Source organism: Leptospira langatensis (assembly GCF_004770615.1).
Classification (GTDB): domain Bacteria; phylum Spirochaetota; class Leptospiria; order Leptospirales; family Leptospiraceae; genus Leptospira_B; species Leptospira_B langatensis.
On sequence record NZ_RQER01000011.1, the window covers coordinates 427,278 to 448,592 of the forward strand.

Consider the following 21,315-nt stretch of genomic DNA (forward strand, 5'->3'; position numbering starts at 1 on the left):
AATGATGAAGAGAAGTTTTTACAAAGAGATAAGTCGAGGATTGGAAATGAGTCAGAAATATAGAAAACCGTTTTCTTCGAATATCGGAGAGGGGAAACGCGAGGGAAATTCGATCAAGAGAGCCGCGGAGTTCTTTCTGCTTCTTCTTTTAACGTTCGGAGTCCTCGATTGTAAGGGGACCAAGGTGGGAGGATTCGATTTTTCAGATATCTTCGACCTTGGGTTTTTCTCCGGAGGAAAGATATTCGGCGTGGATCCCAATATCCAACCTCCTTATAACAGTGTGGACAACGATGTCGCTACCATTCCTACCGACTTCGGCTCTACCACTCCTCAGGCAATTCTCTATATAAACTCCTTGGACAACGTGGATCGATATAAGGAATTAGAAATCCGATTCTCCGAGCCTATGAACAAGTCTCTGACTGAGGCGAATTTCTCGATCACTGGAACATCCGGAAACCTGTCCGGTCCGACTCCGGGAGGAGAATTCTATTGGATGAGTAGCCAAAAGCTTCGGTTCAATCCTTATAGAGAATTGAAACCTGCGGAGACCTATACTCTTACGATCACTTCTGATGCTCCTACTTTGGGAGGAGTTCCTCTGCAGACCTATACGGTTTCTTTTCGCACTACTGCAGATTATAGCTTAACGAATAAGATCACCCAAGGAGGCCAGTATACTCTGAACGGAACGAACGATATCACCTTCGATCAATCGGCTGCTCTCCAACTTTCTTCCAGCTTCACGAATCCTGTGGCAGGCGAGAATTATATCCAGTCCATCGTATTGAAGAAGTTGAGTTCCACAAATTACGAGCAGATCTGCGCCTCTCCTCCTTGTTCTATGAGTGCCGCGATCGCCTTGAATTTAAGTACTTCTTCCATCGCTCCTACTGTCGGTGGGAATACTTATTATTACGAGATCCAGACAGCGAATGGAAAGATCTTCCGTAAATATTTCAGCTTTAATTATGGAAGGTTAGAAAACGCGGATAACGTTCTTCCTTATGTGGCAAACGGTGTGATGGACGAGGCGCAGATGCTTCCTTTCTTAGGAAAGGCCATCCAAAAGTATACGACTGGCGCATTTAAGATCCTGGATAGCACAGGAGTTCCACGTACATTCCAAGAATTCCTATTAGGAATGCCTGATTATCCTAAGAAGAAAATGTATGAGAACGGTGCTTGGACAATCGGAGAAGCTTGTATTAAGCCGGACGGTCTCATGTCTGGAAACAACAACCTAAGCACTTTTCAGAACTACCAATATATTTCCGTATTCGGTTCCAAGCCTGGAGCGGAAGGAAGAGGGTATTGCTACGTAAGACCTTCCCAATGCGGACCTACGGATAACGGAGGACCAAACGATAACGGTGCACCCTATGCACCGAATTCTTCTTGGAACTGGGCAGACTATAACGCGTGTCAGGCGGGAAACCAGGCCAAGTGCCAAGCGATCACTCATTGGGGAGACCCAAATTGGAGTCTTTGTCATTATCCAACTGTTGCAAAACAGTATGACGGATATACTTCCACAGTATTTGCTCCATTCGGTCGTCCGAAAGGAAAGATCAGCAGCATGTGCGACGACACTGTGGACATCAATAATGCAGTGAGTTGGATCGCTTGCTTTAAGACCTTCGGAGATGTTTCCGCGATCTCACCCGGGCCATTCTCCAAATACAGTGCCACTTTAAATATTACAGACCAAGGGATAGCAAACGGAAGTTCAGCAGTGAACATGGACGTGTATGTGACGGACATGAGACTTCCTTCCTTCGTAAAATGCGGGTCTACGAATTCTACTTACGGATGTTCCGCAGGAGTGGGAACTAAGTTAGGGAATGTGCAGGCGGATCTGAAAGTAAATCCGGGTGCGGGCGCGGTTGCGCCAGGACTCGGTCTGGATCTGAAATCACGTTATGTGGAAGTGGATCTTCTTGTGGTTTCCAGATTCGAAGATTGGTTCGGAACATTCATGGGGCCAGGGGCATTGCTCGTTTTTACTACGACGGCAAAGTTGAACTGGGATCCCGCGGTAGAAGGTGCATTGAACGGAAGCGGTTATGATTGGAATAATGTGCAATTGTCCAAGCCTCGCTTAGCAACTGCTCGCGCCAGAAATACTTTGAGCGTGACCTCCGATGGTCTCATCAATATGAATGTGAGGACACCTTTCGGGATCAACGATACGTACTTCCCGGATAATCCGAGCACTGCAGACATTCTTTCGAACACGAATAACTTCTTCGTTCTTCCTTGGTCCAACCCGAACCATTTGCCAATGGCGAATCTGTATCCGGGAGAAAATACTTCCGACTTCATGTGGACTTCTCCTATGACTTACTTGGGAGGAAGCGAGCAGTTCGGAGATGTGGTTTCCGCGATCGTAGGAAGCCAATCCATCCAAGACATGGCCGGCACCACTGTTCCTCTCGTAAAACAGATCATCACCCAGTACATGTTGAAGGATATTGTGACTCGTATCGCTCCGAATGTATTGAACTCCGTGATCTCCGATCTGAGAGATACAGGTGTTACCATTACCTTACCGGATTATCTTCCTGCGCCTTTAGGAAATTTCCCGCTCACAGTGAAGTTTAAACTGAATACGGATGCTACGATCAAGCATGACGGAACGAATAAGGGACTCGTGACTTCTTTGGATTTCGCGTTTACAAGTTCGTATAGCCCGGCAGCAGGACTCCGGACACAGTCCGGAAAGACAGGAATGGTAACGACCCGGGCTTGGACCGCAGCAAATCCTCCTCCTTCTGCATATCAGTTCAGCCAGTCCGCAGCGAATCCTGGATTCTTGATCTCTATGCATACGGATACCATCTCCCAAGCTGCCTTTCATCTTTGGAAGAGAAGGGGACTGGATATCGTTTTGAATAAGGCATTCATAGACGGAATGAATGCGTTTGCCGGAGCGGATCCGTTATTTGCTCTTACAACTTCCTTCTTAAAGGCCTCTCCTTTAGTAACCATCCTCGTGCCCGGAAGAAATAAACTGCAAGGATTGAATTCATCCAATCAGATCGCTCCTCCTGTAAAGTCTTACGATGATATAGACATGGTAATGTCTCCGATCATGGCTCCGAATGTGAAATTCAAGCCAATGACTTCTTCGGGAGTTCCTAAGATGAGACTCTTCTTTACGGAGATGCAATTGCAGATCGTAGCTAAGAAGCCTGCTTCTTGTGCAGGACTCACCGACGACGATCTTACCGATTGCCAAGCAGATACTAGAGCAAACGGATACCAACAAACATTGGGAACAGTCAGGATCAGCTTTGCAGCGGATGCGGACTTTAGGTTCAAGATGTTCTCGAATCCTACCAACAATCCGAATCTTGCCAACTTGAACGCGCTTCAAGTGATCTTGGATCCGAATAATAATTTGGATTACACTGTGGAAGTGTTGGAAGGATCCACGTATAATCCATTCGGATTGGATCCGGAAGGGATTAAATCCGTGATCTCTCCTTTGGTGACCACACTTGTGATCCCAATGGTGAATAGCATTATGAAAGAAATACCTATGCCGCCTACGATCACATTCCCTAAATTGAGAAACGCTGCTGCGACTTCCAGTCCGTTGAATCTCTCCACTGCGTGCGCTATCAGTGCGAAGAGTGATAAGGTCCAATTCTTTACCTTGAATACGCCTCAGGTATCGGATCCTTATCTATTGGGTGGAATGAGATTCGTAGGAGATGCATTGGTGGATCCTTCTTCATTGATCGTCTGCCCTTAAGACTCCTCGCTATTTCGAAAAACCTCGCTATCGAAATGACCGAAAGGGATTTTGCCCTTTCGGTATTTTTTTATTTCCTAACAATCGTTAGAACGTGCTTTACATACTTTTAAAATATGCAATATTACTGCTTCTCCTACTCGCAGATAAAAATAGTGAGCGAGTAGTCATAAATTTTATCTCTTTTTGATAAATAGGTTGCAGGAATCGGGATAAGATAGGAAACGAAAGGCGTATATGACGTACTACCAGCTCTCTTGCTACTTGGTCGTGACGGTTCTAGTCTACCGTACGTTTCATAATCTAGTATTATACTTTAAAAACAGGAAGCAATCGTACCTTCTTTACTTCGCTTTACTGCAGGTAACATACGGAGCGTATCTGTTCTGTTTTACTCAAACCATCAATGTAGAAAATCCTGAAAAGGCACTTGTATGGGAGAGAATGGAGAACGCGTTCGTTCCTATATTTGCCACTTGTATTGCATTATTCGTGAATAATTATAAGAGGATCTTCAGTAAAGACTTCATTCTTCTATTCGTATTCTTAAACCTACTTCTTGCAGTACTTCTTTTTCACGATCCGAATGCGTACACGATCAGTGTGTCGCATCCAAGGATCTTTCCTGCGCTTGGGATCGTGATCTATGAAACGGATCAACCGATCATTATGCAATACACCTACCTTTCCGGGATCTTGATGATCGTCTGGACCCTGATCAAGGTGACCACTCAGTTCTTAAAGAACCGTTTTCGGAATCGCTTCCTTCTCTATGGACTGATCCTTTTTTTTAGTAGCGTGATCGTGGATATCCTCGTTGCGAACGATATCCTTCCGATCCCGTATACGTCCCATTTTAGCTTTCTCGTCCTGATGTTCTCCGTGGATAGCTTCCTAACCGTGAATAAATCGGAGAGGGAGGTTCGTATCGAATTTAAGGAATCCGTCTCTAAATGGCTGAATAAGCCTGGAACTTCTCAATTTGCGAACCGGGAAAAAGAAGAGAGATCGGATCTAAGTGAGAAGGTGAATAAACCTTCTAAGGCCCAAAACTCCAAGAAGCTAAGAGTAAAAGTACTTGGTCCTTTGGAATTGGATCTGGATGGAAAGAAGATCTCGGCTGCGGAATATTCCAGTAAGAAGAAGCTCTTAAAACTGATCAAACTTCTCCTGGTGCGCTATGGCAAGGGGATCCACAAAGAGGAATTACTCGAGAACCTTTGGCCCGGTATGTCCGAGAAGAATGCTCTGAATAGTCTGCATGCTTTGCTTTTCCGGCTTCGCAAAATCTTAGGGAATCCGGAAGCGGTAGTATTTGCAGAAGATAGATTGTATTTTCATCCGGAGCTAGTAGAGGCCGATTTCGTCGAGTTCGAAAGGGAGTATGAGAAGGGAGGAAAACTTCTTCGCAATAAGAAAGAAGAAGAAGCGATCTCCGCTTATAGATCCGCTCAGGAATTGTACAAGGGTGACTTCTTTGAATTCGATCTATACTTCCCTGAATCGGAGCTCAAACGGGAATATTTAAGAAAGAACCTCATAGAGATCTATAAATGTCTCTGCGAGTTTGCGCAAAGATCGGGCGATGCTCCTTCCTTATTGTCGGATTCTGAAAGCTGGATCCGGTTGGACGATCTGGACGAAAGAGCTTGGAGATTTCATTTCGAATCCTTGCAACTATTGGATAGAAAGAACGAGGCATTGCGTAAATTCGAGGATATGAAGAAGATCCTGAAAAAGGAATTAGGCGTAGAGCCCGACCAAGAAACCGTTTCCTTGATCGAGAAAATCCGGGTCATCTCTCCTGTGAATTGAAATGGTTTTGGAAACGCCGCACTATAAAATAAAACGGTCATTAGATAAAAAATATTGGACGAGGGAATCGACTTCGGTAGCTTCTTCCAGAATCCCCCAAAATTCTAAGTAAAAAATAAGTTCCGACCAAAATGAATATACGAATCCTTTTATTTGTAACGATTGTTACAATAAGCCTAACGAACTGTTCTGTGGTGTATTGGGCTACCGGAAGAACCTTAAACTCTTATGCCCAAGATCATTTAGTCCCTCATTACCTTGCTTCCGATGATCTGGATGCGATATGCCAGGGGGGAACTGCACTCGGACCCTTGGTAGCTTCTTTCGAGAGAGCAGGTGCTTCCGTTGAATTGGCTACTATGGTGGCGCAAATGGGTGCCGGAGTATGTGCGGAAAGAAACGCGCAAGAAGCCGAATTGCTATATATAGGTGCGGTCCGAAAAGGAAGAGGGGATGAGGCTCTTGACAATCAGGCAAGACAGATCCGATTTCATGGGATTGCTGCCAAGAGATACGGGGATTCTTATCATCGCTTCTTACAACATTTCGGAGAATGGAAAGGGAAATGTCCTTCTATTAGTGAGGATGAGGAATTATATTTCTTAGTGGGCCTTTCCTCGGGACTATTGGCCATCCTTCACGATTTTGCTTCTCAGGGACATGCGGGAATTACAAGGGATGTACCTAGCGTAGTGGTGCAGGCATCCAAATGTTTGGACCCTAAGAAATGGTGGGGAACTCCTCTCGCTTTGGAAGCTGTAGTTTGGTTGTCCGTTCCTGGAGCGACTCCAGAGGGAAAGGATCCTTTCAAGCAAATGGAAGAGGCAGTGAAATTGGGGGATCAGCAGGGAGTGCGCTTGGCAAGAGCGTTCCAGATCCAAGCGGTAGCCGGAAAAGGTGACACCGAAAAAATGAAGAAACTTATATTAGAACATTCTAAATCTGTAATGCAGCATCCTCCTAAAAAGGAGTATCTCTTTTTGGAGGCATTTGCAGAGAACTTATCTAGACACGAGTCTGATAAGATCTGGATGAAAGAGAAGGGTCACAGAGGTCCGATCAATTTCTCCTCCTTCCCCGGCAATAAAAAGAAAAACACTAAAGAAGAAGACGATCTTTTAAAAGATCTTTGAGCAGGTTCTTGGATGGCAAATGAAAATATAAGAACCCTAAGGAGAAAAAAAGATATGAAGAGCTTTCTCAAAATAACGGCAATTATTCTGGTACTACTAGGAATTTCCGCCGGAAACCGCCCTATGCAGGCAGCGGAAACCGTGGATAGATCCATGTGCGTATTCGACCCATCCGGCGCTCACGGTGACGTGTATAAAGCCGCACAAAGATACCAAGCCCAAGCATTGAGCTGGGGAATCCGTTTGGATCTAAAGGCTTATACCGATGAGGTAGTTGCGAATTCGGATTTCAAAGCAGGCAAATGTCATCTAGCATTCTTGACTTCCTTAAGAGTAAGAGGTTATGTTCATGCTTCCGGTTCCCTGGAGGCAATCGGCGCACTTCCGAGCTACGACCTTCTTCATAAGACTATCGAGTTGCTTGCGAGCCCTCAGGCGAGAAAGTTGAATGTGGACGGGGACTATGAAACTGTCGCAATGTTCCCAGGTGGAGCTGTCTACCTTCTTTTGAGGGACAAGAACTTGAAAGATATCAAGGATTTGGCCGGAAGAAAGATTGCAACTTTGACCTACGACCAGGCTGCGACTACGATGGTGGACGTTGTGGGTGCTTCTATGGTTCCGGCTGAGATCGCAACCTTTGCGGGAATCTTCAATAACGGTAGGGCAGACGCTTGTTATTCTCCTGCAATCGGGATCAAGCCTCTGGAATTAATGAAAGGGATTTCTCCAAACGGAGGGATCGTTCGTTTTCCGATCGGACAATTGACCTTCCAGATCGTCGCTCGTCATAAGGATTTTGCGGACGGCTTTGGGAATTCTTCCAGAGCATGGGCCGCGACCCAATTCGACTCAATGCTTTCTTTGACCAAGAAGGCGGAGCAGGAGATCCCTGCCAAGTATTGGCTGGAAGTCCCGAAAGACCTACAGAAGAATTACTTCGAGAAATTTAGGGAAGTTAGGGTTAAGCTTAGGGACAAGAAGGTGTATCATCCTGCTATCCTTAAGTTGATGAAACGTGTTCGTTGCAACGCGGATAAAGAAGCCGCAGAATGCTCGGACAATCTTGAATAAATCCTAGAAACAAACAAATATAAGGTGGGAAATTCCTTCCCACCTGAATTCAATCAATCGCGAATCTAGAGGTTATTTCGTATGTGGAGAAAAGTCGTTTCCTGGGCGGTCCTATTCTTTCTTTTTGTTCCGCTTATTCAGAGTGGGAGTCAACTCATCCAAGCTAGACTATTAGGGCTTGGGGGAAGTATCTGGCCAAATTATGCCATGATCCGAAACGTATGCGTAGTCGATCCGAGTGCTGCTTCCGAAACAAAGGCAGAAGTAAGCGACGAGGACATGGCTGCTTTAGAAGGTCTTGGATTGGGAGAAGATACTTCTTCTAAGAACGCGGCTGCAAATTCCGCTCCGACTTCTACTCAGCTGGAACTTGCGCAACTGGCAACTAATTTAACTTGGACTCAGCTCGCATACTGCGGTGTGGAGAGAAGACTTTCCTGGCTGACCATATCGGCAATCGATTATATTCCGATGACAATGGTGGTGCTTCTACTTGTGGCGGGAACGGTTTCCACCACCAGAAGATACCATATCGCACTTAGGAATCCGGAAAACTCCATAGAGGAGAAGGTTACTGAGTTCAGTCAGATCCTGGCAAATACGATCGTTTTAGTCTCTTCCGCATTCATGTATCCATTGCAGAAAGGTGTGGAAGCGCAGATCCAGGTCTTATGGATATTGGGGCTCGCACTTCTTTCCGGATTAAATATTTATAATTTAAAGAATCCTGTTTTTAAATCCGGAGAAGGAAAACAGAATTCCAAGTTCTCTAATTCCTTGCTTTGTATTCCTTTGTATTGCTGGATGGCGATCGTATGCGGACTGTATTTCTTCTTGTATGAACATCATCCTGCAGGACTCGCAATCTATTTACAAAAGCTGACAGCTCACGCTACACTTTACATCCAGATCGGTTTGTATGTTTGGACAGGAATTCTTCTTAGGGATACTTCTTTAGGACGCAGATTCTTCGATCTTCTCAAACCATGGAATCTTCCTTCCGAGTTATTGGCAGTGATCATAGTGATCGTTGCCGCTCTTCCTACTGCATATAGCGGCGCTTCCGGGATCGTAGTCCTTGCTTTAGGAGCTACAATCTTCAAGGAATTAAGAAGGGCAGGTGCGACCCAAGAAAGAGCCCTGGCTGCTACTGCGATGTCGGGGAGCTTAGGAGTGGTCCTTCCTCCTTGCTTGCTTGTCGTGATCGTTGCTTCGTTGAACTTGGATGTGACCACGGACGAGCTATTCTACTGGGGTTGGAGAGTGTTTGCGGTTTCTTCTACCTTTTTCCTGATCGTGAGTTGGTTCACTCGGACCGAATCCTGGAAGATCCGACCTCAAACAGGAGCGCTTTCTCTCACTTATCAGGCGTTCAAATCGTTCGGGATCTATCTTTTTATCTCTATCGTGATCGTTCTTGCGATCGTTCTGGGACTTGGGACCCATTTTGATGAGCATACCGCACCGTACATTCTACCGATAGCGATGCTCGCTCTTCTTTCTATAGACTATAAGATCTCTAAGAAAGAGAAATTGCAAAGCGGAGGAGCTCCGGTCGAAGAAGTGCATCTTTCTCATACTTCGTACGATGCAGGTTCTCATTTGGGAGCGCTTCTTCTTCTCATGGGATTATCCGCTTGTATGGGAGGAGTTTTCGAGAGATCGGAAGTGATCAATCTGTTCCCTACTCATTTGGGATCTCCCTTCTCTGCGATGCTTATCCTGACATTTGCGTTAGTCATCATTGGAATGTTGATGGATCCGTATGGAGCTGTGATCTTGGTTTCGGTAACTCTGTATCCGATCGCCAAGGTGAACGGCATTCATCCTCTTAATTTCTGGATGACCGCGTTAGTTTCCTTCGAGTTAGGCTATCTTACTCCTCCGGTGGCATTGAATCATTTGCTCACCAAACATGTTGTGAGAGAACAGTTGGTGGAAGACCCAAGTTTGGAGTCCAAAGGTTTCTTCGCTCGCCATGAACATATTATCATCCCGATCATTGTTCTGAGCCTAACTCTTTTGATTACTGCATTTGGTCCGATCCTATACTCTAATTATTCAGGTTGATCCAGAATAAATAGAAAAGACTTCTATTTCCGATCCGGCTTGTAGAGCCTGGTTGGAAATAGGAGATCTTAATGTTAGAACTTCGTCCAAGCTGCGAACATTGCGATAAACCACTTCCTCCCGAATCACTAGAAGCTAAGATTTGTTCTTTCGAATGCACCTTCTGCGCGGAGTGTGTAGATACTCTCTTCGGAAATGTATGTCCGAATTGCGGTGGAGGTTTTGTGCCCAGGCCCATTCGACCTAAACGCACTTGGAAGGGAAAAGATAGTTTGGAATTTTATCCCGCTTCAACAGTAAAGAAGTATCGTCCCGTAAATTTAGAGGCGTATGCTTCTTTTGCGAAAGAGATCCGGAACTTAAGACCAGAAGAAAGATAAGAGGTCGAAATGTGCGTTCCGATTATGAGAGTTCCCACATGATTTCTCGGGAAAATTTCCACTCGTAAGATTCGTGAATTTGTGATATTGAGGGCAAGGGCCCTCCCACTGGGGACCCGCCTCCCCACCCGAGGAGGGTGGGGGCCACGCTGGATCAGGACCGAAACTGCATTTTGCTTCGTTATTCTCAGCAACCCTTTCGGGAATCTCGCTTCCTATGGGTCGCTCGATTGGGTGGGGGCCCACGCTGGATCCGGATCTTATTTTTTCCGTTTCTGTTTGTTCTTTCCCTTTTTCCCTTTGGGAAATTCTTGCTTGTGGCCGTTGCTTAGATTCGACTTGAGCAATTGTTTTTTCTTGGTTTCTACCCAAGGAAGCACCCAAAGCAATTCTTCTGCGAGGCCGAATAGATTTTCGTTAATATCGACTAACTCTTCGACGACCACGAAATAGGCGATACTGGATTTGAGTTTGCTTTCTCCCTTATGGATCCGTTTCATTTGGTTCTTATAGATACGGACCTTGATCGCCTCCAGTTCCTTGGTCCTCTTTCCGGACCTGGCCTTTTCTACAAGACCTGGCACCTTGTCCGCCTCGGAGAGAAATTCGAAAAGTTCTTCCGCCAATTTTCTCAGCTCTCTTAGATCCTCTTTTTCGTCCTTGGTCAGACCCGTTTGAAAGCGATCTATTTTTTCAGAAGAACTTCTGAGAATATTGGAAAGATTTTCCGCGATCCTGTCTATATATCCGAGTGCATTCGTGAACGGATGGATTGCCTGGTATTCGGATTCTTCGAAATGCTTGTCTACCAGACTTAAGAAGCCGGAGAAGGAATGCTCATAGTTCCGTTTTAGTTCTTTCAGGATCTTTGCTGCTTGATTGAAATCCTTCTTCTTACCGTTCATGTATCCGGAAGAAAGCGTATTCATTGCCTTCTTCGCTAATACCAGGTTCGCGAGTAGAGAAGATACGGATTTGGAGAGTGCCTTTTCCGGATGTTTACTCAGTATTACAAGTTTTTCTAATGTGTCTTCGTATTCTGCCTTTCTCTTCTTGTGCATTTGATTGAATGCGATCACTAAGAAGAAAGTAAATAGAAGAATGACCACTACTGCGGCAAACCCGAAGTAGAAGAAGGCTGTAGCTACGAGTCCTCCCATGATAGAAGCGACGATCGCAGTCATGAACCAGCCACCTACAACTGTCAATACTCCGCTTACCCGATTGACTGCATTCTCTTTCTGCCAAGCTCCATCCGCTAAGGAGGTTCCCATTGCGACCATAAAGGTTACGAATGTGGTGGAAAGAGGAAGTTTCTGGATCGTTCCAAATAGGATGAGTGCGGAAGCGATCAGGATATTTACGGAAGCTCTCAATAGATCGAATGCATCTGTCTTATGAAGGTGCATGAATTCCAGAGATTTGTTTTGTTTAAATCTTGATTCGATCCATTTTCGGATCACGGAAGGAAGAATGGCACGGATAGGTGCGTAGATTCCCAATGCGATCTGTACGAATACTCTAGCAGCGAGACTGGTCTGGTAGGCTTCCAAGGTCTCTCCCTGAGAACCTAAGCTTACTTCGGTGAGAGTGACTGTTTCCGCCTTTTTTGATTTAAAAAGAGCGATGATCATGACGACTGCCGCAAAGATCAGCAATCGATTGTCGGTCAAAACTTCTTTTCCGAGACCGGAGGCCATAGCATTTACATCTCCGCCTGCGGCCTTGATCAACTCGTGAGTCTGCAAACTTGCGATCGGGACTCCGATAAAGTTCACCAAGTCGTTACTCGCGAATGCCATCGCCAATGCGCCTGTTCCGAAAAGGACGACTAACTTTAATACATTCACTTTTGCGAAGATGAGACCTTGGAACAGAACGGAAAATCCCAAGAAGCTGAATAACAGGATCCTTTCGAAGTTTGTCTGTATCCAGGCTAGCGAATCCTTACTAACGACCGCAGACCCTTTCATGGCAGTGAGAAGAATGAAGAAGATCACCACGGTAATAGCGAGTCCGGAGAAGATCCCTCCGAACCATTTCATGGTCTTGTCCAAACGGAAACTGAATAGGAGTCGGAAGAAGAACATGAGCACTAAACCGGCGAAGAAGGCGAATATCACCGAGAGTGCGATCCCGAAGATGATCTTTAGGGCAGATTCCGCATTGATGATCTTAAACGCCTCGTTCAAGGTATCCGTTTTCAGGATTGCCAGGACCAAGGAGGCACCCAGAAGTTCGAATACCAAGGATACAGTGGTAGATGTGGGAAGACCGAGGGTATTATAGAGATCCAATAGGATGATATCCGAGATCATGACCGCAAGGAATAAGAACATCAACTCTGCCAGGGAGAAAAACTCCGGGTGAAAGATGCCTTTTCTGGCTACTTCCATCATTCCGTTGGAGCTCAAGGCCCCGAGAAGGATGCCCACGGCCGAGATTGTTAAGATGATCTTTCGGGAGGCCGCCCTGGAACCGACCGCGGAATTTGTAAAATTGACAGCGTCATTGGAAACACCGACGAGTAGGTCCATGACACCGAGAATGCCCATGATCCCTACGATAATTAAGAAATAATCCATAACCAATACCTGGAAAATTAAAGGAAAGAGCCGCTCAAGAGAGCGGTCCAGGGTATTATTTGAGAGATTGAGGCAGCCACAACCTAAATTTCCGTAAGTTTCTTTTTCAAAATTGAAACTTTGAAATGCGCTTTCGATTTCTCCCAGACCTAGAAGAATGGGTTCCAGCAGCTCCGACCGGCAAGGTGGAGGGCCATCGTCACGACAGAAATAGGAGGCGGTATGAAGATTTCAGTGGGCAATCTTCCTCAGGAATTGACGGAAGAAGATCTGGAAAAGCTATTTTCCAAATTCGGTAAGCCCGAGCATATTTCCATTAAGAAGGACAAACTCACCGGGCGCTCTCTCGGGTATGGTTCTTTGGAGATGGAAGACGCAGGTGCCAAGAAGGCCCTGGAAGCTCTGAACAAGCACGAGATTTCGGGCAAGGCGATCACGGTTGTGGACGCCGACGAATGGAAAAAAGAATTCGATAAGAAACAATCGGTCAAGGGTGGGCCTTCTCAGAACAAGGTTCAGGCCAGCCAAACCAAGGGCGGATTCTCCAGTTCCGTCAGACGTACGGGAGGTAGAGGAAAATGAATTTAAGAAAGACAATATTATCCAGCACAGTCGCTTTCGTAGTTCTATTGGCGGGAGGGATGCTTCTTGCACAGCCTTCTTCTAACGGTCTAGTCATCAAAGATGTGAAGAAGGGTACCGGGAAGGAAGCATTCAACGGATCCAATGTCACCGTTCATTACACTGGATGGTTGACCAACGGTAAGAAGTTTGATAGCTCCAAGGACAGAGGAGTTCCTTTTCACTTCGATCTAGGTGCCGGCCAAGTCATCAAAGGCTGGGACAAAGGAGTGCAGGGAATGAAGGAAGGAGGAGTCCGAAAACTCACGATTCCTCCCGAGCTTGGATACGGCGCGAACGGAGCAGGCTCCATTCCTCCGAATTCGACCCTGATCTTTGAAGTAGAATTGCTCAAAGTATACTGACATGTTTGTGTCAATCCTGTTGCTTTCGGATCATGCTTCCGAAGGTAACAGGGTTAAAATATCACGATTCCCTTACGAGTTCCTTCCTCACTAATCCAAAACATTTAGATTTTTCGTGCCAGCTTGAAAGCAGATCCGTATTTTTTTTTGGGTTTGTAATATTTTAGAAAGCCTGCTCTTCCCATTTACTATAGGCCAAAGGGATGAGGAGGGAATTCAAATTGAACCAAGAAAGCAATCTTCTTCTCCCTGATTCAGGAACCAGATCCTACGAATCCTTATTCGAATACCAGCCTTTGGCCGCGTTCTTAGTAGAGGCGGATGGCACGATCAGTCTCGTGAACCACCGTTTCGAACTTATCTCCGGAAAGAAGAAGGAAGAGATCCAGAACCGGATGAAATGGACCCAGTTCGCTCATCCCGACGATATAGAAAGTCTGATGGACGCTTTCTTAAATAATTTTCAGCAACAAGGGAAACCTCATTTATTCACCGCGAGGACAAGACTCTTTACGGGAAGCGGTTATCGTAAGGTCTTTATCAGGGCAAATCGTATCCCTACAGCAAATGAAACCATCCTAGTCCAATTGCAGGAATTAGATGAAGAAGGACTACTACGGGATTATTCATTGGAAGATTCCGACTATCGTTGGAGATCCTTCCTCATGGAAGGACTCGATATCGTAGTCATCTTGGACCTTGCAGGAAATATCCTATTTTTGAATAAGACATTCACCGGTGCGAGCGCAGAAGAAATCCAGGGAAAGAATCTATTTCATATCTTGAAACGTACGGATGCTCTAAAACTACAAGGGTTTATCTCCAAGGTCTTAGTCAGCGGAAAGGCGGAATCCATGGAGGAATGGAGTAGTTTCACCGGGAAAAGAAGCCATTACTATGTTCGGATCTCACCTGTGACCAAGCAGGGAGACATTAGCGCAATTTTACTTACCGTATCCGATACTACCAAACAAAAGGAATCCGATTCGGATCGCTTGAGAAGAATGGAATCCCAGAGACATCGCCAAAAACTGGAAGCTTTGGGAACTCTGGCAGCAGGAGTGGCTCACGAGATCAATAATCCTCTGACTGGGATCCTCAACTATGCAGAGCTTGTGAAAGGGCAGGTAGAAGAGAACGAAACTCTTCTGCGGAACATGGAAGTGATCATCAGAGAGAGCGAAAGGATCTCCGGTATTGTAAGAAGTCTATTAGGATTTGCTCATAAAGAAGAAGGTATCAAGGCACATGTGTCCACGGGAGAGATCATGTATTCCTCCATACAGTTACTTCTTCCTTTCCTGATCAAGGATGGGATCACTGTAGAAGGGGCTGAAGCCTTGATCGACGCTGAAGCGAACTTGGAAATCCCTCTTGTGATCGGAGAGCCTCAGAAATTAAAGCAGGTATTCTTGAATCTGATCACGAATGCCAGGGATTCCCTAAATGATAAGTATCCTTTCCCTTCCGAGAAGAAGAAGATCCGAGTCGAGCAAAGGCAGTTATTCCGAAACGAACTTCGTTATGTAGAAGTGACCGTAAAGGATTATGGGATCGGAATCCGGGAAGAGAATATAAATCGGATCTTCGATCCATTCTTCACAACCAAACCGACAACAGTTGGGACCGGGCTCGGTCTTTCCGTGAGTTACGACATAGTCAGGGAAATGAACGGAGACATGGAGGTAGAAAGTGAAGAAGAAGAGTACGCGATCTTCCGTGTAATCCTACCCGCCGCTGAAAAGATTTCTTGACCACTCATTCGGGCGAAAGATACTTAAGGTCTTCCTATGTCCGATACCGAAGAACAGTCTTCCGGGATCCGAGCTGCCTTTCGCTCTGCCTCTAGAAAAGATGTAATTCGGATCTTAGAAAGAATTACCGACGCCTTCCTTTCCCTGGACAGGGATTTGCGTATTCTATACGCTAATTTTGAGGCAGAAAAGCTTCTCGACATTATCCGAGAAAACCTGGTAGGCAAGAGGCTACCGGAAGTACTTCCTCAATTCAATTTCAGCAATCTTTTCCCGAACATGGTAGAAGCCATGCAAACCGGTCTTCCTAAGGATATGGAGATCCTAGATCCGACCGAGAAGATCTGGTATGAAGTACGCATTTTTCCTTCTCCGGAGGACATCGCAGTCTATCTCCGGGATGTAACTTCCAGAAAAGAAGGAGAAGTCAAGCTCAAGGAATCGGAAGAAAGACTTTCCGAGCTTGTTCGCACGTCTCTGGATCCTATTCTTTCCTTGAACGAACTTTTAGAAGTGAGCATGATCAATCCGGCTGCGGAAAGTTTGTTTGGCTATACTTCTTGGGAAGTTACCGGAAAACCTGTTTCCTTCTTCTTACCCGAAAGATACACATCGTTGCTTCCTTCGGTAATACGAAAGCTAGGGGAGGAACCGGAGAGAGGGGTTTTTGGTCCTTTCAAGGCAAAACGAAAGAATGGGACCGTACCTATCATAGAGGCTTCTGTTTCTAAAGTAAACACCTCTTCGGGAAGAGGATACACTTTGATTTTAAGGGATATCACGGAGAGGACCCTTACTCAGAAAAAACTGAGGGGCACCGTCGAAGAACTGAAGAAGGTAGACCGAGAAAGAGAGGATCTTTTGGAAAACCTAGAGGCGGAGGTTGAGGCAAGGTCTAACGAACTTGCTAAATTCTTTAGATTGATGAAGGAAGAGCTGAATCTTGCCAAACGAGTGCAGAACAGTTTACTTCCGCCTATCGATTATGCTCTTCCTGGAGTGCAAACTCATATCACGTATCTTCCTTTGATGGAAGTAGGTGGGGATTGGTACGATATCTTCGAGTCTCGTCCGGGCGTTCTTCGGATCATTCTTGCGGACGCGACCGGTCATGGAGTGCAGGCCGCTCTTGTGACCATGACCATCAAAGGAGTTTATGAACCTTTAAAGTATTTGGCGGATTCTCCCGTTGAGTTGATCCGAGGGATCAATACGGATTACTGTAGAAATTTCAAGAATCTGCAAATGTATTTCTCCTGTTTTATCTTGGATATTGATACCATAGATAGAAAGATCCGATTTGCCTCCGGAGGACATCCGGCTCTTCTTTGGAAATCCAAGGGAGAAGTAAAACTCTTGGAAAGAACAGGCTCTCTTTTAGGGCTCAACTCTAAAATGGAATATACGGAAGAAGAATACGAATACTCCCAGGGGGACAGCATTCTAATGCTTACGGATGGGATCTTTGAGGAATTCGATTCGGAGCAGAATCCTTTCGGTGAGGAAAGGATCGAAGCCATCTTCAAGGAAACTCGTCTAGGAGGAAGGGAATTACAAAATCAGATCGTTAAAGAAATGAGAGCTCACTTAGGCGGAAAAGAACCTCAAGATGATATTACTCTGATTTCTATTTCTCTCGTATAATCCTGTTGACTCATTGCTTCCTGCTTTCTAATTTCCAATTGTGTTCGAGATCCTTGTATTACTCTTTTTGTTTGCGGTCCTGATCTTATTCGGATCCATCGAATACTATTTCCATACAAAGAGAAGGGAAAGAATTCCTATTCGCATCCATGTGAACGGCACCAGAGGAAAAAGTTCCGTTACCCGACTGATCGCGGCGGGTTTGAGAGAAGGCGGACTCAAGGTTTTCGCAAAGACAACGGGAACTCTTCCTATATTTATTCTTCCCGACGGCTCCGAAAGAGATATTAGAAGATTCGGAGTGCCGAATATACTGGAACAGAAAGACGCGATAGAGGAGGCTTCTCTTCATTCTGCGGATGCGATCGTTCTGGAATGCATGGCGCTCATTCCTTTGAACCAAAAAGTCTCGGAAGAAAAGTTGATCTCTGCCACTCATGCAGTGATCACGAATATCAGAGAGGATCATTTAGAGATCATGGGTCCGTCTCTAGGAGACGTGGCCTTGGCAATTTCCGGATCTATTCCCAAGGGGCAGGTAGTATTCACTACGGAGAAAGAATTTCTGCCTCTTCTGCAAAAAGTCTCTACAAAGAAAAGGTCCAGGCTCATTTCCGTCTCGAAAGAAAAATACGATGCGAATAGATATATGCAAAATTTCGCATATTATGAACATTTTGAGAATGTGATCTTGGCGTTAGAGGTATGCGAGAGTTTGGGTGTGACTCCCGATATCGCGATCCGGGGAATGTGGGCCTCTCCTTTCGATCTTGGCGCGAGTTTCGCTTGTGAATTCTCCTTAGGAAAAGCGGAGATCCGATTCGTAAATGGGTTTGCGGCAAACGATCCGTATTCCGCTCAGCAGGTCTGGGATCTGGCAAATTCGGCATCTAAGGACATTGGCTTACGGATCGCGTTGGTCAATTGTAGAAAGGACAGGCCGGAGAGGTCGGAACAGATGGCAAAGGAGATCCTTTCCTGGAAGGAATTCCCGGCGGATCTTATACTATGTACGGGAGAGGGCACCTCTGTATTCGCGAACTCGGCGCGTAAGTTGGGATCCGGTCCGGATCGATTGGTCTTATTAGAAGATACAGATATCTCAAACGTCTTTCTGAAATTAGAAGAGTTGGTCTCTTCGAAAGCCTTGGTAGTCGGCCTCGGAAATATAGGCGGGCTTGGGATACAATTCGTCCAATCCTTACAAAAGAAAGAAGGCTTGGTCCAAGTATAATGGATTTATTAAGTATATCCATAGGGCTCGGTCTCGGGGTCAGCCTTTTCTTTTCCGAGTTTTTTGGGATTGCGGGAGGGTTAGTCGTCCCCGGATATTTTGCATTGCAATTGCAAAACCCGATCAGCATTCTACTCACTCTTCTTATAAGTCTACTCGTGTTCTGGTCCGGCAAGGTTCTTTCCGGTTTCACGATCCTGTATGGAAAAAGAAGGACTGCCATTCTGCTCCTACTTGGATTTATCTTGGATGCTGCTTGCAACGAATGGATCTTTCCTTTCTTATTCTCTTCGTTAAGATCCGACTTTCCGATCCTTTCTTCGGAAGCAAGAGCGATCGGTCATATCATTCCCGGGCTCATTGCTGTTTGGATGGATAGGCAAGGTTGTATAGAGACGATCGCTTCTCTACTCGGTGCTTCCGTCATCGTTCGTTTACTCCTGATCTTATTTTTGGGAAAGGAGTTAATTTCTTGAAGGGAATGTATTGGAGATCCTCTCCTCGTTCGGTAGGATATTATTTAGCCTTCGGGATCTTTTCCCTCTTTGTTTTGTATTTAGTAGAGACTTACAAAGAAGAAAAAACGCAATCGCATAGTGAGGAAAAATTAGAAGCCTCTCGGTTGGCTTTACGCGCATTCCAAGAAATTAAAAAGATCCAAGTGGAGAGAGGAAAAGAGATCCGCTCCGAATTCGATCCGTCAAATTCAGGTTTGATCGGTGAATTCTTTACCCCAGTCACAAGCAATTTAGGGGTACTGAGGGCAAAACAGATCTCTATGAATCCGAACTTTGCAGCCCTTATTCTGGAGGACCTCTTTCGTGGCGGAGTAAGACGAGGCGATACGATCGCTATCGCATTCTCCGGATCCTTTCCTGCCTTGAATATTTGCGTGTATTCTGCCGCCAAGGTATTGGATCTAAAAGTAGTCTCTATTTCTAGTCTTTCTTCTTCTCAATGGGGAGCGAACGATCCGGGACTTCTCTGGGCCGATATGGAGAGAGAATTAGAGAAACGGAATATTCTTCCATATAGATCGATCGCTCTTAGTTTGGGAGGAGTGGAGGATCGCGCTCTTGGGATCCCGAAGGAAGGAATAATGCTTTTGGAAAAGGCAGCTCTGAGGAATACCTTGCCCTTGGTCGTAAGTAATTCCTATTCCCAAAGTCTCGAAGAAAGAAGAAGACTATACGAGTCTGTTCTTCCGATCTCTCAATATAAGGCATATATCAATGTGGGAGGAGGAACCGTTTCCGTCGGAACCCAGTCCGGTTCGAGGGAATTTTCTCCCGGGTTGAATCTAAAACCTCCCGTTTCTTCGAGATCTAGAGACTCTGTGATGAGGGACTTTAGTGAAAAAGGGGTTCCTGTACTTCATTTAGTCAGTATAGAGACATTAGCGAGGGAAAACGGGTTTCCTACTTCTTTCTCGAAGATCCCTATGCCAGGGGAAGGAAAGATATTCAAGACCCTAGAGTATCATCTATGGTTAGTCTTGCTTGGTCTTGCCTCATTGCTGGTTATGCTCTACGTATTTTTTAGGACGGACTCTTTCTTAGAAGAGGACAAGGACCAATCCCTTTAGGATTTTAGAAAATTATAAATTTCAGCGTCTCTTACCGCATCTTCCAAGAGGACGCATTCGTAATGGTTCTTGTCCTTCAATTCTAGGACTTGCAGATCCTTGATCTTCTCTTTCATTTTTCGGATGGCAGAATTCGGGAGTAATTCGTCTCCCGGTTTGAAATTGGGTTTTAAGGCGCGGATGACTAATACTGGAAAATCCAGCGCCCAATATGGCATGACCCGATTCTCTCGAACGGATCGGATGAATTCGATCGGACTCTTTAGGAAACGCAATGCGATCCCGGAAAGGGTCATAGAACCTCCCATACTCTTCAATTCGGATTCGATCACAAATGGGGGAATGGAACAAAGCACTGGACCGAAAGGCCTAGTTTCTCCCTTTGGCATTAGAGAAGGACTGAGTGTTCCCGAAGATTCCAATTCGTACAATAAGAAATCCTGAATATTCTCGTTCCAAGCGGAAAGAATAGGGGACTTCTTAGCTTCCTCTAAATAGACTTCCTTGTTCGGGATATTTCTCCCGAGTCTGGCTAAGGAACTTTGGATCATGATCAGATTGGAGATCTTTCGTTTGACGGATAATTCTCCGCCACCGTCTACGAGGATCGCCTTGTCTATAAAGCCGGGATACTTTTCTGCAAGCCTAAGAGTGATCCAACTTCCCAAAGAATGAGAGAGAACGAAGATCTTTCCATACCCAAGAAAGTTCGCGAGTTCTTTCAGGTCCTGGGCATGTATCTTAGGGGAGTATTCCGTTTTAGGTTTATCCGACTTTCCTCTTCCTCTTAGATCGTAAGTAATTACTGTGATGCCTTTCTTAGAAAGACTCTTTGCGATCGGTTCGAAGTTTCGGAGATTTCCGGTCAGGCCATGAACACAGAAGAGGGGAATTTGGGATTTGCCTGGAAAGATCTGGTAAGCGATTCGGATCCCGGAAGGAAGTTCTGCGATTTTAGGATCCGAACCAATTTGTAACATTCGAAAAAGTTTAAGAGATCTCGGCTCCTAATCGTATTAAGACGCCTTCTAGATTTTTTTCCATTTCTTGCCTAAATGCAAGATGGAGTAAAGCAATCTTTTCTCTTTTTTTCGTGGCAAGAAAACCGCTTTCTTCTCTTTCTAATGTAAACCAGATGCGGGATTCGCCTAACCCGCTAAAGCGTATGCAGAAATCATCATCCTTCAGATCGAATTTTGTGATCCTTCCCAATTCCCCACCCGCAAGTGCGCGGGTGAGTTTGTGCAAGAAGGATTCGGGATCGGAACCCTGAACTCGAATTAGATCCATGA

Annotated in this window: 16 protein-coding genes; 13 read left to right on the forward strand and 3 right to left on the reverse strand. The window is 45.5% G+C overall.

Annotated elements, in window-relative coordinates; translation table 11 throughout:
- The first annotated feature begins 4 nt into the window (after positions 1 to 4).
- The 6 genes from EHO57_RS18005 to EHO57_RS18030 all read left to right on the forward strand — a co-directional run bounded on the left by EHO57_RS18005 (position 5) and on the right by EHO57_RS18030 (position 10,235).
- The gene (locus EHO57_RS18005; protein ID WP_135643307.1) at positions 5 to 3,763 is read left to right on the forward strand and encodes an Ig-like domain-containing domain; all 3,759 of its coding nucleotides are present in this window, start codon (positions 5 to 7) and stop codon (positions 3,761 to 3,763) included.
- A 237-nt stretch (positions 3,764 to 4,000) separates the two neighbouring features.
- Positions 4,001 to 5,578, forward strand: a complete 1,578-nt coding sequence (locus tag EHO57_RS18010) for a BTAD domain-containing putative transcriptional regulator (protein WP_135642433.1) — start codon at positions 4,001 to 4,003, stop codon at positions 5,576 to 5,578.
- Between the two features lie 131 nt (positions 5,579 to 5,709).
- A complete protein-coding gene (locus EHO57_RS18015) occupies positions 5,710 to 6,711 on the forward strand; it encodes a hypothetical protein (protein ID WP_135642435.1) in 1,002 nt (333 codons plus the stop codon).
- A gap of 54 nt (positions 6,712 to 6,765) precedes the next feature.
- Positions 6,766 to 7,785: a putative solute-binding protein gene (locus EHO57_RS18020; protein WP_135642437.1), complete on the forward strand. Its 1,020-nt coding sequence runs from the start codon at positions 6,766 to 6,768 to the stop codon at positions 7,783 to 7,785.
- Between the two features lie 81 nt (positions 7,786 to 7,866).
- Positions 7,867 to 9,855, forward strand: coding sequence for a TRAP transporter large permease subunit (locus tag EHO57_RS18025; protein WP_135642439.1), 1,989 nt, complete (start codon positions 7,867 to 7,869; stop codon positions 9,853 to 9,855).
- A gap of 71 nt (positions 9,856 to 9,926) precedes the next feature.
- The gene (locus tag EHO57_RS18030) at positions 9,927 to 10,235 is read left to right on the forward strand and encodes a DUF1272 domain-containing protein (protein WP_135642441.1); all 309 of its coding nucleotides are present in this window, start codon (positions 9,927 to 9,929) and stop codon (positions 10,233 to 10,235) included.
- Between the two features lie 260 nt (positions 10,236 to 10,495).
- On the opposite strand, the gene EHO57_RS18035 is transcribed toward EHO57_RS18030, so the two are convergent.
- Positions 10,496 to 12,820 (reverse strand): inorganic phosphate transporter, encoded by a 2,325-nt coding sequence (locus tag EHO57_RS18035; RefSeq protein WP_135642443.1) that lies wholly within the window; start codon positions 12,818 to 12,820, stop codon positions 10,496 to 10,498.
- Positions 12,821 to 13,042: 222 nt separating this feature from the next.
- Between EHO57_RS18035 and EHO57_RS18040 the strand changes: the two genes are divergently transcribed.
- From EHO57_RS18040 to pgsW, 7 genes are all read left to right on the forward strand, one after another.
- Positions 13,043 to 13,402: an RNA recognition motif domain-containing protein gene (locus EHO57_RS18040; RefSeq protein ID WP_135642445.1), complete on the forward strand. Its 360-nt coding sequence runs from the start codon at positions 13,043 to 13,045 to the stop codon at positions 13,400 to 13,402.
- A 59-nt stretch (positions 13,403 to 13,461) separates the two neighbouring features.
- On the forward strand, positions 13,462 to 13,806 hold the full coding sequence (locus EHO57_RS18045; protein ID WP_246050802.1) for an FKBP-type peptidyl-prolyl cis-trans isomerase: 345 nt from the start codon (positions 13,462 to 13,464) through the stop codon (positions 13,804 to 13,806).
- A 221-nt stretch (positions 13,807 to 14,027) separates the two neighbouring features.
- Positions 14,028 to 15,560 (forward strand): PAS domain-containing sensor histidine kinase, encoded by a 1,533-nt coding sequence (locus EHO57_RS18050; protein WP_135642449.1) that lies wholly within the window; start codon positions 14,028 to 14,030, stop codon positions 15,558 to 15,560.
- A gap of 36 nt (positions 15,561 to 15,596) precedes the next feature.
- Positions 15,597 to 17,204, forward strand: coding sequence for a SpoIIE family protein phosphatase (locus tag EHO57_RS18055; protein WP_135642451.1), 1,608 nt, complete (start codon positions 15,597 to 15,599; stop codon positions 17,202 to 17,204).
- Positions 17,205 to 17,244: 40 nt separating this feature from the next.
- Entirely contained in the window at positions 17,245 to 18,438 is a 1,194-nt protein-coding gene (gene pgsB / locus EHO57_RS18060) for a poly-gamma-glutamate synthase PgsB (RefSeq protein WP_135642453.1), read from the forward strand.
- The gene (gene pgsC / locus EHO57_RS18065; RefSeq protein ID WP_135642455.1) at positions 18,438 to 18,914 is read left to right on the forward strand and encodes a poly-gamma-glutamate biosynthesis protein PgsC; all 477 of its coding nucleotides are present in this window, start codon (positions 18,438 to 18,440) and stop codon (positions 18,912 to 18,914) included. The genes pgsB and pgsC overlap by 1 nt, the downstream gene beginning before the upstream one ends.
- Before the next feature lie 5 nt (positions 18,915 to 18,919).
- On the forward strand, positions 18,920 to 20,023 hold the full coding sequence (pgsW, locus tag EHO57_RS18070; RefSeq protein WP_246050791.1) for a poly-gamma-glutamate system protein: 1,104 nt from the start codon (positions 18,920 to 18,922) through the stop codon (positions 20,021 to 20,023).
- Here pgsW and EHO57_RS18075 read toward each other — a convergent pair.
- Together EHO57_RS18075 and EHO57_RS18080 are read right to left on the reverse strand one after the other, a co-directional pair.
- The gene (locus EHO57_RS18075; protein WP_135642459.1) at positions 20,020 to 21,003 is read right to left on the reverse strand and encodes an alpha/beta fold hydrolase; all 984 of its coding nucleotides are present in this window, start codon (positions 21,001 to 21,003) and stop codon (positions 20,020 to 20,022) included. The two genes, pgsW and EHO57_RS18075, sit on opposite strands and share 4 nt — an antisense overlap.
- Before the next feature lie 10 nt (positions 21,004 to 21,013).
- A complete protein-coding gene (locus EHO57_RS18080; RefSeq protein ID WP_135642461.1) occupies positions 21,014 to 21,313 on the reverse strand; it encodes a hypothetical protein in 300 nt (99 codons plus the stop codon).
- Between the last annotated feature and the right edge of the window lie 2 nt (positions 21,314 to 21,315).

Coding starts and splice junctions, on each gene's coding strand:
- EHO57_RS18015 (WP_135642435.1), top strand. CDS start 5,710: ATGAATATACGAATCCTTTTATTTGTAACGATTGTTACAATAAGCCTA.
- EHO57_RS18010 (WP_135642433.1), top strand. CDS start 4,001: ATGACGTACTACCAGCTCTCTTGCTACTTGGTCGTGACGGTTCTAGTC.
- EHO57_RS18025 (WP_135642439.1), top strand. CDS start 7,867: ATGTGGAGAAAAGTCGTTTCCTGGGCGGTCCTATTCTTTCTTTTTGTT.
- pgsW (WP_246050791.1), top strand. CDS start 18,920: ATGTATTGGAGATCCTCTCCTCGTTCGGTAGGATATTATTTAGCCTTC.
- EHO57_RS18040 (WP_135642445.1), top strand. CDS start 13,043: ATGAAGATTTCAGTGGGCAATCTTCCTCAGGAATTGACGGAAGAAGAT.
- EHO57_RS18080 (WP_135642461.1), bottom strand. CDS start 21,313: ATGGATCTAATTCGAGTTCAGGGTTCCGATCCCGAATCCTTCTTGCAC.
- EHO57_RS18030 (WP_135642441.1), top strand. CDS start 9,927: ATGTTAGAACTTCGTCCAAGCTGCGAACATTGCGATAAACCACTTCCT.
- pgsC (WP_135642455.1), top strand. CDS start 18,438: ATGGATTTATTAAGTATATCCATAGGGCTCGGTCTCGGGGTCAGCCTT.
- EHO57_RS18005 (WP_135643307.1), top strand. CDS start 5: ATGAAGAGAAGTTTTTACAAAGAGATAAGTCGAGGATTGGAAATGAGT.
- EHO57_RS18075 (WP_135642459.1), bottom strand. CDS start 21,003: ATGTTACAAATTGGTTCGGATCCTAAAATCGCAGAACTTCCTTCCGGG.
- EHO57_RS18055 (WP_135642451.1), top strand. CDS start 15,597: ATGTCCGATACCGAAGAACAGTCTTCCGGGATCCGAGCTGCCTTTCGC.
- EHO57_RS18035 (WP_135642443.1), bottom strand. CDS start 12,820: ATGGATTATTTCTTAATTATCGTAGGGATCATGGGCATTCTCGGTGTC.
- EHO57_RS18045 (WP_246050802.1), top strand. CDS start 13,462: ATGCTTCTTGCACAGCCTTCTTCTAACGGTCTAGTCATCAAAGATGTG.
- EHO57_RS18020 (WP_135642437.1), top strand. CDS start 6,766: ATGAAGAGCTTTCTCAAAATAACGGCAATTATTCTGGTACTACTAGGA.